This is a genomic window from Streptococcus sp. 1643, assembly GCF_006228325.1.
Taxonomy (GTDB): domain Bacteria; phylum Bacillota; class Bacilli; order Lactobacillales; family Streptococcaceae; genus Streptococcus.
On the sequence record NZ_CP040231.1, the window covers coordinates 730373 to 743786 of the forward strand.

General features: G+C 43.2%; 14 protein-coding genes and 1 pseudogene. 14 read left to right on the forward strand and 1 reads right to left on the reverse strand.

The window, feature by feature from the left end; all coding sequences use genetic code 11:
- The first annotated feature begins 7 nt into the window (after positions 1-7).
- The 4 genes and pseudogenes from FD735_RS03965 (at position 8) to deoD (ending at position 3855) form a co-directional block, all read left to right on the forward strand.
- Positions 8-1219 carry a phosphopentomutase gene (locus FD735_RS03965; protein ID WP_139658540.1) on the forward strand — a complete coding sequence of 404 codons (1212 nt, stop codon included), beginning with the start codon at positions 8-10 and terminating at the stop codon, positions 1217-1219.
- Between the two features lies 1 nt (position 1220).
- Positions 1221-1776: pseudogene (locus tag FD735_RS03970) on the forward strand (DUF1697 domain-containing protein); the annotation flags it as partial.
- Positions 1777-2586, forward strand: coding sequence for a purine-nucleoside phosphorylase (locus tag FD735_RS03975; protein ID WP_139658541.1), 810 nt, complete (start codon positions 1777-1779; stop codon positions 2584-2586).
- Positions 2587-3144: 558 nt separating this feature from the next.
- Positions 3145-3855, forward strand: coding sequence for a purine-nucleoside phosphorylase (gene deoD / locus FD735_RS03980; RefSeq protein ID WP_139658542.1), 711 nt, complete (start codon positions 3145-3147; stop codon positions 3853-3855).
- Positions 3856-3887: 32 nt separating this feature from the next.
- Here deoD and pavA read toward each other — a convergent pair whose 3' ends face one another.
- Entirely contained in the window at positions 3888-5543 is a 1656-nt protein-coding gene (gene pavA, locus FD735_RS03985; protein WP_139658543.1) for an Rqc2 family fibronectin-binding protein PavA, read from the reverse strand.
- A gap of 104 nt (positions 5544-5647) precedes the next feature.
- On the opposite strand from pavA, the gene ybeY reads away from it, so the two are divergent.
- The 10 genes from ybeY (at position 5648) to smpB (ending at position 13402) form a co-directional block, all read left to right on the forward strand.
- A complete protein-coding gene (gene ybeY, locus FD735_RS03990; RefSeq protein WP_000275172.1) occupies positions 5648-6145 on the forward strand; it encodes an rRNA maturation RNase YbeY in 498 nt (165 codons plus the stop codon).
- Positions 6126-6521 carry a diacylglycerol kinase family protein gene (locus FD735_RS03995; RefSeq protein ID WP_139658544.1) on the forward strand — a complete coding sequence of 132 codons (396 nt, stop codon included), beginning with the start codon at positions 6126-6128 and terminating at the stop codon, positions 6519-6521. The genes ybeY and FD735_RS03995 overlap by 20 nt, the downstream gene beginning before the upstream one ends.
- 16 nt (positions 6522-6537) lie before the next feature.
- Complete coding sequence (gene era / locus FD735_RS04000) at positions 6538-7437, forward strand: GTPase Era (protein ID WP_084921933.1); 900 nt, start codon at positions 6538-6540, stop codon at positions 7435-7437.
- A gap of 48 nt (positions 7438-7485) precedes the next feature.
- Positions 7486-8310, forward strand: a complete 825-nt coding sequence (gene mutM / locus FD735_RS04005) for a DNA-formamidopyrimidine glycosylase (RefSeq protein ID WP_139658545.1) — start codon at positions 7486-7488, stop codon at positions 8308-8310.
- Complete coding sequence (gene coaE / locus FD735_RS04010) at positions 8310-8915, forward strand: dephospho-CoA kinase (protein WP_139658546.1); 606 nt, start codon at positions 8310-8312, stop codon at positions 8913-8915. The genes mutM and coaE overlap by 1 nt, the downstream gene beginning before the upstream one ends.
- Positions 8902-10101, forward strand: a complete 1200-nt coding sequence (locus tag FD735_RS04015; protein WP_139658547.1) for a multidrug efflux MFS transporter — start codon at positions 8902-8904, stop codon at positions 10099-10101. The genes coaE and FD735_RS04015 overlap by 14 nt, the downstream gene beginning before the upstream one ends.
- On the forward strand, positions 10101-10250 hold the full coding sequence (rpmG, locus tag FD735_RS04020; RefSeq protein ID WP_033628657.1) for a 50S ribosomal protein L33: 150 nt from the start codon (positions 10101-10103) through the stop codon (positions 10248-10250). The genes FD735_RS04015 and rpmG overlap by 1 nt, the downstream gene beginning before the upstream one ends.
- Before the next feature lie 39 nt (positions 10251-10289).
- Positions 10290-10523, forward strand: coding sequence for a preprotein translocase subunit SecG (gene secG / locus FD735_RS04025; RefSeq protein WP_000282517.1), 234 nt, complete (start codon positions 10290-10292; stop codon positions 10521-10523).
- Between the two features lie 94 nt (positions 10524-10617).
- Positions 10618-12972 (forward strand): ribonuclease R, encoded by a 2355-nt coding sequence (rnr, locus tag FD735_RS04030; RefSeq protein WP_139658548.1) that lies wholly within the window; start codon positions 10618-10620, stop codon positions 12970-12972.
- Positions 12935-13402 (forward strand): SsrA-binding protein SmpB, encoded by a 468-nt coding sequence (gene smpB, locus FD735_RS04035; RefSeq protein ID WP_139658549.1) that lies wholly within the window; start codon positions 12935-12937, stop codon positions 13400-13402. The genes rnr and smpB overlap by 38 nt, the downstream gene beginning before the upstream one ends.
- The last annotated feature ends 12 nt before the right edge of the window (positions 13403-13414 follow it).

Consider the following 13414-nt stretch of genomic DNA (forward strand, 5'->3'; position numbering starts at 1 on the left):
ACACACTATGTCAAAATTTAATCGTATTCACTTGGTAGTACTGGATTCTGTAGGAATCGGTGCTGCACCAGATGCTAATAACTTTGTCAATGCAGGGGTTCCAGATGGAGCTTCTGACACACTAGGACACATTTCCAAAACAGTTGGTTTGAATGTGCCAAACATGGCTAAAATCGGTCTAGGAAATATTCCTCGTGAAACTCCTCTTAAGACTGTGCCAGCTGAGAGCAATCCAACTGGATATGCAACAAAATTGGAAGAAGTATCCCTTGGTAAGGATACTATGACTGGTCACTGGGAAATCATGGGACTTAACATTACGGAGCCTTTCGATACTTTCTGGAACGGATTCCCAGAAGAAATTTTGACGAAAATCGAAGAATTTTCAGGACGTAAGGTCATTCGTGAAGCCAACAAGCCTTACTCAGGTACGGCTGTTATCGATGATTTCGGACCACGTCAAATGGAAACTGGGGAGTTGATTATCTATACTTCAGCTGACCCTGTTTTGCAAATTGCTGCCCACGAAGACATCATTCCTTTGGATGAATTGTACCGAATCTGTGAATACGCTCGTTCAATTACCCTTGAGCGTCCTGCCCTTCTAGGTCGTATCATTGCCCGTCCATATGTTGGTGAACCAGGTAACTTCACTCGTACAGCAAACCGTCGTGACTTGGCTGTATCCCCGTTTGCCCCAACTGTTTTGGATAAATTGAACGAAGCTGGCATCGATACGTACGCTGTGGGTAAAATCAACGATATCTTTAACGGTGCAGGAATCAATCATGACATGGGACACAACAAGTCAAATAGCCATGGAATTGATACACTATTGAAGACTATGGGGCTTGCTGAGTTTGAAAAAGGATTCTCATTTACAAACTTGGTAGACTTCGATGCCCTATATGGCCACCGTCGTGACCCACACGGTTACCGTGATTGCTTGCATGAGTTCGATGAACGCTTGCCTGAAATTATCGCAGCTATGAGAGAGGATGACCTTCTCTTGATTACTGCTGACCATGGAAATGACCCAACCTATGCAGGAACAGACCACACTCGTGAATATATCCCACTTTTAGCTTACAGCCCTAGCTTTAAGGGGAATGGTGTCATTCCAGTTGGACACTTTGCAGATATCTCAGCGACAGTTGCGGATAACTTTGGTGTTGAAACTGCCATGATTGGGGAAAGTTTCTTAGATAAATTGGTATAAGATGACGCGATATGCTTTACTTGTTCGGGGAATTAATGTCGGTGGGAAAAATAAGGTTGTCATGGCGCAACTTCGTCAAGAACTGACAGAGTTGGGACTGGAAAAGGTTGAGACCTACATCAACAGTGGCAATATTTTCTTTACTTCGACAGACCCCAAAGCCCGATTGGTTGAAAAGTTAGAGGCTTTCTTTGAAATCCATTATCCATTTATTCAGAGCTTTTCTTTGTTGAGTCTTGAGGACTTTGAAGCGGAACTTGAAAATCTGCCTGAATGGTGGACCAAAGATTTGGCACGAAGAGATGTCCTCTTCTACACGGAGGGATTGGATGTGGCTCAAGTCATCGAGAAAGTGAACAGTTTGGAACTGGAAGATGAAGTCGTTCATTTTGGAAGACTTGGAATTTTCTGGGGGAAATTCTCTGAGGAATCCTACTATGCAACTGCCTATCACAAATACTTACTCAAGATGCCTTTCTACCGCCAAATCACCATTCGTAATGCTAAAACTTTTGACAAAATCGGTCAAATGATAAAAAAATAATAAAGGAGACACAATGACATTTTTAGATAAAATCAATGAAACAGCTGCCTTCCTGAAAGACAAGGGAATCCTAGCGCCTGAGTTCGGTCTAATCCTTGGATCAGGACTTGGAGAATTGGCAGAAGAAATCGAAAATCCAGTTGTAGTAGACTATGCAGACATTCCAAACTGGGGCCGCTCTACAGTAGTTGGGCACGCTGGTAAATTGGTATATGGTGAACTTGCAGGGCGCAAGGTCTTGGCTCTTCAAGGACGCTTCCATTTCTACGAAGGCAATCCTCTTGAAGTCGTGACTTTCCCAGTACGTGTAATGAAAGTACTCGGATGTGAAGGTGTCATTGTAACCAATGCAGCTGGAGGTATTGGATTTGGTCCTGGTACCTTGATGGCTATCTCAGACCATATCAATATGACGGGGCAAAACCCATTGATGGGTGAAAACTTGGATGATTTTGGTCCACGTTTCCCAGATATGTCTAAAGCCTACACACCAGAATACCGTGCTACTGCTCATGAAGTGGCTAAAAAACTCGGTATCAAGCTTGATGAAGGTGTATATATCGGTGTAACCGGTCCGACTTATGAAACACCTGCAGAGATTCGTGCCTATAAGACATTGGGAGCAGATGCAGTTGGTATGTCCACTGTTCCTGAAGTGATTGTGGCAGCCCACTCAGGCTTGAAAGTTCTCGGTATTTCATGTATTACTAACCATGCTGCAGGATTCCAAGAAGAACTCAACCACGAGGAAGTTGTAGAAGTGACTGAACGTGTCAAAGGTGATTTCAAAGGCTTGCTTAAAGCGATTCTTGCTGAATTGTAATCAATACTTATTATAGAAAGGTAGAGTGAAGTGTTCTGATTTGAACACGAGCGGAAAACTTTTCTAAAAAAATTGAAAGCTAGGTAGTTTGGGTTTAAATTGAGCCCGTGCTGTTCACCTATTTGTCATCAAAATTAAGAAAGAAAGGAATTGAACCCACCCTAAAAGCAGTGGGAAAAAGACAGTTGGTCTAGTGAGCATCGCACACTGCACCCAACTCCAATTTTCCCTTCGCTTTTTGACGGGTTTGGTATCTTTCTAAATATCAAATATAAATTAAAGAAAGGATGGGCTCCTTGTATTCGCTGAACTGAATACGGGCGGAGAACTGTGTAAAAAAGATAAACTGTCTAGCATCTGCGATGCGTCGTCAGTTTCCTATTTTTACTTTGTTCTCTGTAGCTATCCTAAATATACAAAAAGAAAGGTAGAGCGAAGTGTTCTAATTTGAACACGAGCGGAAAACTCGGAAAATAGATAATCTGACTGAGAAATCAGGATTTCTCGTCAAATTCCTAATTTTCAGTCGTTTTCTTCTCGCTCTTTGTATCATAAACTATGTCTATCCATATTGCTGCTCAGCAAGGTGAAATTGCTGATAAAATTCTTCTTCCTGGGGATCCTCTTCGTGCGAAATTTATTGCGGAAAACTTCCTTGAAGATGCTGTTTGTTTTAACGAAGTGCGTAACATGTTTGGCTACACTGGTACTTACAAGGGCCACCGTGTATCTGTCATGGGAACTGGGATGGGGATGCCATCCATTTCGATTTACGCGCGTGAGTTGATTGTGGACTACGGTGTAAAGAAATTGATCCGTGTGGGAACTGCGGGTTCGTTAAACAAGGATGTTCATGTCCGTGAATTGGTTTTGGCGCAAGCAGCTGCAACCAATTCAAACATCATCCGTAACGACTGGCCACAGTATGATTTTCCACAAATTGCAAGTTTTGACTTGCTAGACAAGGCCTACCATATCGCCAAAGATCTTGGTATGACCACCCACGTTGGGAACGTCTTGTCATCAGATGTCTTTTACTCAAACTACTTTGAAAAGAACATCGAACTTGGTAAATGGGGAGTTAAGGCTGTGGAAATGGAAGCAGCAGCTCTTTACTATCTTGCTGCCCAACACCACGTTGATGCACTTGCTATCATGACCATTTCTGATAGCTTGGTCAATCCAGATGAAGACACTACGGCAGAAGAACGCCAAAATACCTTCACTGATATGATGAAGGTTGGTTTGGAAACCTTGATTGCAGAGTAAAATGTAAAAGAAAATCCTGATTTCAAGTGGAATCAGGATTTTTTCATAGATGCGATTTTTTCTGGGTCTGGTGTAACGCGGAGGGTCTTTTGTCCTGTGTAGGTTACAAAACCGGGTTTGCCACCAGTTGGTTTGTTGAGCTTTTTCACTTCAATCATATCCACTTGCACGAGATTTGACAAGCGCCCTTTGGAGAAGTAGGCGGCTAGTTCGGCCGCATCTGTTTTAACTTCATCAGATGGGTCAAGATTTCCTGAGATGACGACATGACTTCCAGGAATGTCCTTGGCATGGAACCAAAGTTCCTCCTTGCGGGCCATTTTAAAGGTCAATTCCTCATTTTGCAGGTTGTTTCGTCCGACATAGATGATGGTCTTGCCATCGCTCGCCAGATACTGTTCTGGTTTTTTGCGTTTCTGAATTTTCTCGCGTTGGCGTCTTCTAATAAAGCCAGTTTGGATCAATTCTTCACGGATTTCAGCGATTTCCTCCAGCCCAGCTTGATTGAGAACAGTCTCGACACTTTCTAGATAAAGAATGGTAGCCTTGGTTTCTTCGATCAGTTCAGTCAGGTATTTGACTGCTTCTTTGAGTTTCTGGTAACGCTTAAAATAGCGTTGGGCATTCTGACTGGGAGTCAAGGCCTTATCAAGCGCAATGGTGATAGGTTGATTGGTGTAGTAGTTGTCCAAGGTAACCTGATCTTGGTCATTAGGCACTTGGTGGAGGAAGGTTGTCAACAATTCCCCTTTTTGGCGAAATTCCTCAGCATTGTCTGTTGCCAGTAATTCTTTTTCTTGTTTTTTCAGCTTATGTCGATTTTTCTGAAGTTCATTTTCAACACGTCGAATCAGTTCGCTGGCTTGCTGTTTGACACGGTCGCGTTCAGCCTTGTCCTTATAGTAGGTGTCCAGCAAGTCAGAAAGGCTGGCAAAAGGCTCTCCTACACGATTCGCAAAAGGAACTGGACTGAAGGAAGTCTCTGTTAAGCATGGCTTGGTTTTTTGACTGAAAAAGTTACGGAAGGTAGAAAGTTTATCACGAACCAAGAGTCTTTCCAATTCGTTTGCCGTATCTCGTCCTAGACCTTGAAAGAGACTTTGAAGATTTTTGGCTGTTAGTTCTTGGGTTTGCAAGATTTCAAAGAGTTTTTCATCTTTGGCAGTAAAAGGATTGAGAGATTCGGTGCTTGGCGGAGCGATATAGGTCGATCCTGGAAGTAAGGTGCGGTAGCTATTTTGTGAAAAGCCGACGTGTTTGATAACTTCGAGGATTTTATGGCTGCTTTTATCGACTAGTAGAATATTGCTGTGTTTGCCCATAATCTCGATAATCAAGGTAGCCTGGATATGGTCCCCAATCTCGTTTTTATTGGAAACGGTAATTTCCACGATACGGTCGTTTTCGACTTGCTCAATCGACTCAATCAGGGCACCCTGCAAATACTTTCTCAAAACCATGATAAAAGTAGAAGGTTGGGCTGGATTTTCAAAAGTCGTTTGGGTCAGCTGGATGCGTCCAAAAACAGGATGGGCAGAAAGGAGCAGGCGATGGCTTTGGCGATTGCTGCGGATTTGCAAGATCAACTCTTGTTCAAAAGGTTGATTGATTTTCTGGATGCGACCATTGACTAACTCGCTTCGCAATTCCTCAACCATGTGGTGTAAAAAAAATCCGTCAAATGACATCGTTCTCTCCTTGTGATTGTATTCCATAGTATTATATCAAAAAGGTAGAATAAAATCATGGAAATGTGGTATAATAAAGCCAAGTAAAGAGAATCGAGAAGTACATGTATATTGAAATGGTAGATGAAACTGGTCAAGTTTCACAAGAAATCTTGCAACAAACCCAAGAAATTTTGGAATTTGCAGCCCAAAAAATAGGAAAAGAAGACAAGGAGATGGCAGTCACTTTTGTGACCAATGAGCGTAGCCACGAACTCAACCTCGAGTACCGTGATACGGATCGTCCGACAGATGTCATTAGCCTTGAGTATAAACCAGAGTTGGACATCTCCTTTGACGAAGAGGATTTGCTTGAAAATCCTGAATTAGCAGAAATGATGTCCGAGTTTGATGCCTACATTGGGGAACTGTTCATCTCTATCGATAAAGCTCATGAGCAGGCTGAGGAATACGGTCACAGCTTTGAGCGTGAGATGGGCTTCTTGGCAGTACACGGCTTTTTACATATCAACGGTTACGATCACTACACTCCGGAAGAAGAAGCGGAGATGTTCGGTTTACAAGAAGAAATTTTGACAGCCTATGGACTCACAAGACAATAAACGAAAATGGAAAAATCGTGACCTGGTATCTAGTTTAGAATTTGCTCTTACAGGAATTCTGACTGCTTTCAAGGAAGAACGCAATATGCGAAAGCATGCAGTGACGGCTCTCGTGGTCATCCTTGCAGGGTTTGTTTTTCAGGTGTCACGAATCGAATGGCTCTTTCTCCTATTGAGCATTTTCTTGGTAGTAGCCTTTGAAATTATCAACTCTGCTATTGAAAATGTGGTGGATTTGGCCAGTCACTATCACTTTTCCATGCTGGCTAAAAATGCCAAGGATATGGCGGCTGGCGCGGTATTAGTGGTCTCTCTTTTCGCAGCCTTAACAGGTGCATTGATTTTTCTCCCACGAATCTGGGACTTAATATTTTAAACAGTAAGAGGAAATTATGACTTTTAAATCAGGCTTTGTAGCCATTTTAGGACGTCCCAATGTTGGGAAGTCAACTTTTTTAAATCACGTTATGGGGCAAAAGATTGCCATTATGAGTGACAAGGCGCAAACAACGCGTAATATAATCATGGGGATTTACACCACGGATAAGGAGCAAATCGTATTTATCGATACACCGGGGATTCACAAGCCAAAAACAGCTCTTGGAGATTTTATGGTGGAATCTGCCTACAGTACTCTGCGTGAAGTGGATACTGTTCTCTTCATGGTGCCAGCTGATGAGCCACGTGGTAAGGGAGACGATATGATTATCGAGCGTCTGAAAGCTGCCAAGGTTCCTGTGATTCTGGTGGTGAATAAGATTGATAAGGTTCATCCAGACCAACTTCTGGCTCAAATTGATGACTTCCGTAACCAGATGGACTTTAAGGAAATTGTTCCTATCTCAGCCCTTCAGGGAAATAACGTTTCTCGACTAATCGATATTTTGAGTGAAAATCTAGAGGAAGGTTTCCAGTATTTCCCAGCTGATCAAATCACAGATCATCCTGAGCGTTTCTTGGTTTCAGAAATGATTCGTGAGAAGGTTCTTCATTTAACGCGCGAAGAGATTCCTCACTCAGTTGCAGTGGTGGTCGACTCTATGAAGCGTGATGAAGAGACAGACAAGGTCCATATCCGAGCAACCATCATGGTCGAGCGTGATAGCCAAAAGGGCATCATCATCGGAAAAGGTGGCGCCATGCTTAAGAAAATTGGGACCATGGCCCGTCGTGATATCGAACTCATGCTAGGGGACAAGGTTTTCCTAGAAACTTGGGTCAAGGTCAAGAAAAACTGGCGTGATAAAAAGCTAGATTTGGCAGACTTTGGCTATAATGAAAAAGAATACTAAGTAGAGGTGGGCTCATGCCTGCTTCTTGTTTTTACAGAAGGAGGATTTATGCCTGAATTACCAGAGGTTGAAACGGTTCGTCGTGGCTTAGAAAAATTGATCTTGGGAAAGAAGATTTCTAATATAGAGATTACTTATCCTAAGATGATCAAGACGGATTTGGACGAGTTTCGAAAGGAAGTGCCTGATCAAGTAATTGAGTCAATAGGACGCCGTGGAAAATATCTGCTTTTTTACCTAACAGACAAGGTCTTGATTTCCCATCTGCGGATGGAGGGCAAGTATTTCTACTATCCGGATCAGGTTTCTGAACGCAAGCATGCCCATATTTTGATTCGGTTTGAAGATAGTGGCACTCTTGTTTATGAGGATGTGCGCAAGTTTGGTACTATGGAATTGCTGGCACCCGACCTTTTGGATGCCTACTTTATTTCTAAGAAACTAGGCCCTGAGCCAAGAGAGCAGGACTTTGATTTGCAGGTCTTTCAAGCTGCTCTATCCAAGTCTAAAAAGCCTATCAAATCCCATCTCCTAGATCAGACCTTGGTAGCTGGTCTTGGCAATATCTATGTGGATGAGGTTCTCTGGCGAGCTCAGGTTCATCCAGCAAGACCTTCCCAGACTTTGACAGCAGAAGAAGCGACAGCCATTCATGACCAGACCATTGCTGTTTTGGGGCAGGCAGTTGAAAAGGGCGGCTCCACCATTCGGACCTATACCAATGCCTTTGGGGAAGACGGAACCATGCAGGACTTCCATCAGGTCTATGATAAGACTGGACAAGCATGTTCCCGCTGTGGGACAGTGATTGAGAAATTCCAGCTCGGTGGACGGGGAACTCATTTTTGTCCTCAGTGTCAAAGGAGGGACTGATGGGAAAAATCATCGGAATCACAGGAGGAATTGCTTCTGGTAAGTCAACTGTGACAAATTTCCTAAGAGAGAAAGGCTTTCAAGTGGTGGATGCTGACGCAGTCGTTCACCAACTACAAAAACCTGGTGGTCGTCTTTATCTACTCTTAGTTCACCACTTTGGGCAGGAAATTATCCTCGAAAATGGAGAACTCAATCGCCCTCTCCTAGCTAGTCTCATCTTTTCAAACCCTGAAGAACGAGAATGGTCTAAGCAAACCCAAGGGGAAATTATTCGTGAGGAATTGGCTGCATTGCGAGACCAGTTGACTCAGACAGAAGCGATTTTTTTCATGGATATTCCCCTGCTTTTTGAACAGGACTACAGTGCTTGGTTTGATGAAACATGGCTGGTCTATGTGAATCGTGATGTTCAGGTGGAACGTTTCATGAAACGGGATCATCTTTCTAAGGAAGTAGCAGAGTCCCGTTTGGCCGCCCAATGGCCCTTAGAGAAAAAGAAAGATTTTGCCAGTCATGTTCTAGACAACAATGGCAGTCGTGATCAGCTTGTGGCTCAAGTAGTGAAGTTACTTGAAGGAGGCGATAGCTGTGCAAGAGATTAGTTGGAAAGAGAATCTTCGTGTCGCCTGGTTTGGTAGTTTTCTAACGGGCGCCAGCATTTCCTTGGTCGTTCCTTTCATGCCTATCTTTGTAGAACAGTTGGGAATTGAAGGAGACCAAGTTGCTTTTTATGCTGGATTAGCCATCTCAGTTTCGGCTGTTTCAGCAGCTCTAGTTTCTCCTATCTGGGGTATTCTTGCTGACAAGTACGGTCGAAAGCCCATGATGATTCGAGCTGGGCTTGCCATGACCATCACTATGGGAGGTTTGGCCTTCGTGCCAAATATCTATTGGCTACTCTTTTTGCGCTTGCTCAATGGTGTATTTACTGGATTTGTCCCCAATGCAACAGCCTTGATTGCTAGTCAGGTACCCAAAGATAAGTCTGGAGCGGCTCTGGGGACTCTAACTACAGGTGTTGTTGCAGGAACACTGACGGGTCCCTTTGTTGGAGGTTTTATTGCTGAAATTTTTGGCATTCGTAATGTCTTTTTATTGGTAGGTTCTTTCTTGTTTTTAGCTGCAATCCTAACCATTTTCTTTATCAAGGAAGATTTTCGGCCAGTGGCTAAGGAGAAGGCTATCCCAACAAAAGAAGTATTTTCTGCTTTCAAGTATCCTAGACTTTTAGTGAATCTATTTTTGACTAGCTTCGTCATTCAATTTTCAGCTCAATCAATTGGCCCCATTCTGGCTCTCTATGTGCGGGACTTAGGGCAGACTGAGAATCTCCTCTTTGTATCAGGATTGATCGTATCCAGCATGGGATTTTCTAGTATGATGAGCGCTGGAGTGATGGGAAAGCTTGGTGATAAGGTAGGGAATCATAGATTGTTAGTTGCAGCGCAGATTTATTCCGTCATCATTTACCTTCTTTGTGCCCATGCAACCAGCCCCCTTCAACTTGGCTTGTATCGTTTTCTCTTTGGTTTGGGAACAGGTGCTCTCATACCGGGAGTTAATGCCCTTCTTAGCAAAATGACTCCGAAATCAGGTATTTCAAGGATTTTCGCCTTCAACCAAGTCTTTTTTTATCTCGGTGGAGTGATTGGACCTATGGCGGGATCCGCAGTTGCAGGATATTTGGGCTACCATGCTGTCTTTTATGCGACAGCAGCCTGTGTAGCTTTCAGTTGTTTATGTAACTTAGTGCAATTTAGATCATTATTAAAAGTAAAGGAAATCTAGTGCGAGTAAAAATCAATCTCAAGTGCTCCTCTTGCGGCAGCATGAATTATCTAACCAGTAAGAACTCCAAAACCCATCCAGACAGGATTGAGGTGTTAAAATATTGTCCAAAGGAAAGAAAAGTAACTTTACATCTTGAATCTAAGTAGAATTTATGGTAAAATAATAGGGATTTTAAGGAGTTTGATATGTATAACCTATTATTAACCATTTTATTAGTATTATCTGTTGTGATTGTGATTGCGATTTTCATGCAACCAACTAAGAACCAATCCAGCAATGTATTTGATGCCAGCTCAGGTGATTTGTTTGAACGTAGTAAAGCGCGTGGTTTTGAAGCTGTGATGCAACGTTTGACAGGTATTTTAGTCTTTTTCTGGCTAGCCATTGCCTTAGCATTAACGGTATTATCAAGTAGATAAGAAATGGGCAGGACTAGGTCTTTGCCTATTTTTATTTTGAATGATGTTTACTAAAGTTATCACTCAAAAAATTATAAAAATCTAGAAAGAGAACATGAAAGATAAAATTAAAGAATATTTGCAAGAGAAGGGGCGAGTGACGGTAAATGATCTAGCTCAGGCTCTCGGAAAGGATGGGTCCAAGGATTTCCGTGAGTTGATTAAAACCCTGTCTCTGATGGAAAGAAAGCACCAGATTCGTTTTGAAGATGATGGTAGTTTATGTCTGGACCAAAAGAAGAAACATGAAATTACCCTCAAAGGGATTTTTCATGCCCATAAAAACGGCTTTGGCTTTGTCAGTCTAGAAGGCGAAGAGGACGATCTTTTTGTAGGAAAAAACGATGTCAACTATGCCATTGATGGTGATACCGTTGAGGTGGTCATCAAGAAAGTTGCTGACCGCAACAAGGGAACAGCTGCCGAAGCCAGAATCATTGATATATTAGAGCATAGTCTGACTACAGTTGTCGGGCAAATCGTTCTGGATCAGGAAAAGCCCAAGTATGCGGGCTACATCCGTTCAAAGAATCAGAAAATCAGCCAACCGATCTATGTGAAGAAACCAGCTATCAAGTTGGAAGGGACAGAGGTTCTCAAGGTCTTTATCGATAAATACCCAAGTAAGAAACATGATTTCTTTGTTGCTAGTGTCCTTGATGTGGTGGGGCACTCGACTGATGCTGGGATTGACGTTCTTGAAGTCTTGGAATCCATGGATATTGTTTCAGAATTTCCAGAAGCTGTTCTCAAGGAGGCAGAAAGTGTACCAGAAGCTCCGTCTCAAAAGGATATGGAAGGTCGTCTGGACCTGAGAGATGAGCTTACCTTTACCATTGACGGTGCGGATGCCAAGGACTTGGACGACGCAGTACACATCAAGCCTTTAAAGAATGGCAATATCGAACTCGGAGTTCACATCGCAGATGTTTCCTACTATGTGACCGAGGGTTCTGCCCTTGACAAGGAAGCCCTTAACCGCGCGACTTCTGTCTATGTGACAGACCGAGTGGTTCCAATGCTTCCAGAGCGTTTGTCAAATGGCATCTGCTCTCTCAATCCTCAAGTCGATCGCTTGACCCAGTCTGCTATTATGGAAATTGATAAACATGGTCGTGTGGTTAATTACACCATTACCCAAACAGTTATCAAGACGAGCTTCCGTATGACCTATATCGCTGTTAATGATATCCTAGCTGGCGATGAGGAAAAGAGACGAGAGTTTAAGAAAATTGTTCCAAGTATCGAGCTCATGGCCAAGCTTCATGAAAGGCTAGGAAGCATGCGTGAGAAGCGTGGTGCCCTCAATTTTGATACTAATGAAGCTAAGATTCTAGTGGATAAAAAAGGCAAGCCTGTGGATATCGTTCTTCGTCAGCGTGGTGTTGCCGAGCGGATGATTGAGTCCTTCATGTTGATTGCTAATGAAACGGTTGCCGAGCACTTTAGCAAGCTGGATCTACCTTTCATTTATCGAATCCACGAGGAGCCCAAGGCTGAAAAAGTTCAGAAGTTTATTGATTATGCTTCAAGCTTTGGTTTGCGGATTTATGGGACTGCCAGTGAAATTAGCCAGGAGGCGCTTCAAGATATCATGCGTGCTGTTGAGGGAGAGCCTTATGCGGATGTATTGTCCATGATGCTTCTCCGATCCATGCAACAAGCTCGCTATTCAGAGCACAATCACGGTCACTATGGTCTTGCTGCTGATTATTACACTCACTTTACCAGTCCTATTCGCCGTTATCCAGACCTCCTTGTCCATCGAATGATTCGGGACTATGGCCGTTCTAAAGAAATAGCAGAGCATTTTGAGCAAGTGATTCCAGAGATTGCGACCCAGTCTTCCAACCGTGAGCGTCGTGCCATCGAGGCGGAGCGTGAAGTCGAAGCCATGAAAAAGGCTGAGTACATGGAAGAATACGTGGGTGAAGAGTATGATGCGGTTGTATCCAGCATCGTCAAATTCGGTCTCTTTGTTGAATTGCCAAATACAGTTGAAGGCTTGATTCACATTACCAATCTACCTGAATTTTATCATTTCAATGAGCGAGATTTGACACTCCGTGGGGAGAAATCAGGCACAACCTTCCGTGTAGGACAGCAGATTCGCATTCGGGTTGAAAGAGCGGATAAGATGACAGGTGAGATTGATTTCTCCTATATCCCAAGTGAGTTTGATGTTATCGAAAAAGGCTTGAAACAAGCTGGGCGCAAAGACAGAAGTCGTGGTTCAAGTCGTCGTTCGGATAAGAAGGAAGACAAGAGAAAATCAGGGCGCTTAAATGATAAGCACAAGCATTCACAAAAAGACAAGAAGAAAAAAGGCAAGAAACCTTTTTACAAAGAAGTAGCTAAGAAAGGAGCCAAGCATGGCAAAGGGCGAGGGAAAGGTCGTCGCACAAAATAAAAAGGCGCACCACGACTATACAATCGTAGATACGCTAGAGGCAGGAATGGTCCTGACAGGAACGGAAATCAAGAGCGTTCGAGCTGCTCGAATCAATCTCAAGGACGGCTTTGCCCAAGTAAAAAATGGGGAAGTCTGGCTGAGCAATGTTCATATCGCCCCTTACGAAGAGGGTAATATCTGGAACCAGGAACCTGAACGCCGTCGTAAACTCTTGCTCCATAAGAAGCAAATTCAAAAATTGGAACAAGAGACCAAAGGAACAGGAATGACCCTTGTTCCCCTTAAAGTCTATATCAAAGATGGCTACGCCAAGCTTCTTTTAGGACTTGCTAAAGGGCAACATGACTATGATAAACGGGAGTCTATCAAGCGACGTGAACAAAACCGCGACATCGCGCGTGTGATGAAAGCTGTCAACCAGCGTTAAGAAGAGGAAGTA